The 2334-nt window shown below is 64.9% G+C and carries 2 protein-coding genes; both read left to right on the forward strand.

From position 1 onward, the window contains the following. Positions 1-1052 (forward strand): phosphomannomutase/phosphoglucomutase (gene manB / locus AAGI46_16910; protein MEM1013888.1); only part of this gene is annotated, 1052 nt, incomplete at its 5' end. Between the two features lie 57 nt (positions 1053-1109). Then, on the forward strand, positions 1110-2334 hold a 1225-nt coding region (locus AAGI46_16915; GenBank protein ID MEM1013889.1), incomplete at its 3' end, for a hypothetical protein.

Here is a 2334-nt window from a genome sequence, read left to right on the forward strand (position 1 = left end):
AGGACACGGGCCTCGGCGAGATCCGCAAGCACGCTGCGATGGTCGATCGCTCCGGAGCAAACAACACCGAGAAGCCCCCGCACGCCGGCCGCGCCGAGAAGCGCGACCTGTGGGACGCCTACGCACAGCACGTCATGCAGTTCCTAAACATGAACGGCAAGCAACTCAAGATCGTCATCGATGCCTCCAACGGCATGGCCGGCGCGATGCTTCCCAAGATCTTCGGCAAGAAGGGCGCCAACGTCGAAGGCCTCGAGATCACCGAGATCAACTACGACATCACCAAGGGCGAGTTCGTGCACGAGCCCAACCCGCTCGTCGCCGAGAACCTGCGGCAGACGCAGGAAGCCGTCATCGCCGAGGGCGCGGACCTCGGCTTCTGCTTCGATGGCGATGCCGACCGCTGCGTCGTCATCGACGAGAAGGGCAACGCCGTCGCGTGCGACCACCTCACGGCCGTGCTCGCGCCGCACTTCCTCGCACAGGCCCCGGGATCGACCGTGGTCTACGACCTACGCTCAAGCAAGGGCGTCGCGGAAGAGATCAAGAAGGCCGGCGGCAAGCCGCTCATGGGCCGCGTGGGCCATGTCTTCATGAAACAGGCCCTCGCCGACACCGGCGGCATCTTCGGCGGCGAGCTCTCGGGCCACTTCTACTTCCGCGACAACTTCAACGCCGACTCCGGCGCGATCGCCATGGCCACCGTCCTCACTGTTCTGACGGGCCAGGACAAGACCATGAGCGAGCTCGTCGCGCCCGTCGTCAACCGCTACGTCCAGTCCGGCGAGATCAACTTCGAGAACGAAGAGAAGGATGAGGCCCTCGAAGCCATCGTCGAAGAGTTCGGCCCGGGCTCCGACGACGACGGCGACGTCGAAGAACTCGACGGCATCACCATCGACTGCTTCGACAAAAAAGGCTGGTGGTGCAACGTCCGAAAGAGCAACACCGAGCCGCTGCTCCGGTTGAACCTCGAAGCCAAGGACGACGCCACCCTGCGGCACGCCGTCGAGCGCATCGCACCGATGCTCGGCACACGCGTCGCCCATTGACGCTCGATACACTCAAGAGAACGGTTCCAACCCACCAAGCTTCGGCCGGGAGCGACAATGAATCTGCAACACTTCTTTGATCATTGGTCGATCCGCGAGAACCCATTCCGCGGCGAGGAAGCGAGGCAGGACGCCGTCTTCCAGAAGCTCGGCGAAGAAGCGGGCGAGGGGCGCCTCCAGACCGCTGCCCACTCCGACTTCGAGAAGATCCTGGGTCAGCTCGATCGCCCCTCCACATCGATCGTCTTCGGCGAGAAAGGCAGCGGAAAGACGGCTATCCGCTTGCAGATTGCCGCCGCAGTCGCCGCCCACAACAAGGCGAATCCCGATGGCAAGGCCCTGCTCATCGCCTACGACGAACTGAACACGGTGCTCGACCGTTTCTACGAGCGTGCCGGCGGCGGCGAACCTCTCGAAGTCCTCCGCAAACTCCGGCTCCAGGACCACATCGACGGCATCCTCATGGCCGCCGTTCCCGGCATGGTCGACACGATCATCGGCGAGACCGCATCAGGCCGATCGATCGATCTCGGCGAGGGCGTCCGCCGGCGCGCCCGCTCGCTCGATCCCACGAGCCGAAACGACCTGGTCATCCTGCAGTCGCTCTACGACCGACCCGAGCGAGCCGACGACCGCACGGCCAAGCTGCGCAAGGCGATCCGTGTCCGCCGACCGCTCGGCGCGGCGGGCTGGACGATCGGTGCGTACGCGGGCTGGCTCATCCCCGTCGGCGTCATCATCGCGTTCTTCACGATCGGCAACGGCGAGACTAACGTGCTGTGGAACACGGCGTTCTTCCTCGGCCTCGCAGCTTGGGTCGCGCTGCTCGTCAAGAAGTTCGTCTTCGACGCCGCGACCATGCGCCGCACCGCCCGCAAGCTGCGCCGGCAGATCCGCGTGTGCAAGCGGCTCGAGCAGAGCTTCGCCGCGTCGATCGCCTCGATCGATCCCAAGCACCGCCACGAGGGCGTGCTCCCGCTCAGCGACGCCCCCGATACGCGCTACGCGCTCATCGACCGCCTGCGCCAGGTCCTCGCCGCGTTCGGCTACACCGCCATGATCGTCGTGATCGATCGCATCGACGAGCCGAGCCTGGTCAACGGCGACGCCGAGCGCATGCGCGCCGTTGTCTGGCCCATGCTCAACAACAAGTTCCTCCAGCAAGACTCGCTCGGGGTCAAGATGCTGCTGCCCATCGAGCTGCGTCATGCGATCTACAAGGAGTCGAGCCAGTTCTTCCAGGAGGCACGCCTCGACAAGCAGAACATGGTCGATCGGCTCA

Source organism: Planctomycetota bacterium (assembly GCA_038746835.1).
Taxonomy (GTDB): Bacteria; Planctomycetota; Phycisphaerae; order Tepidisphaerales; family Tepidisphaeraceae; genus JBCDKH01.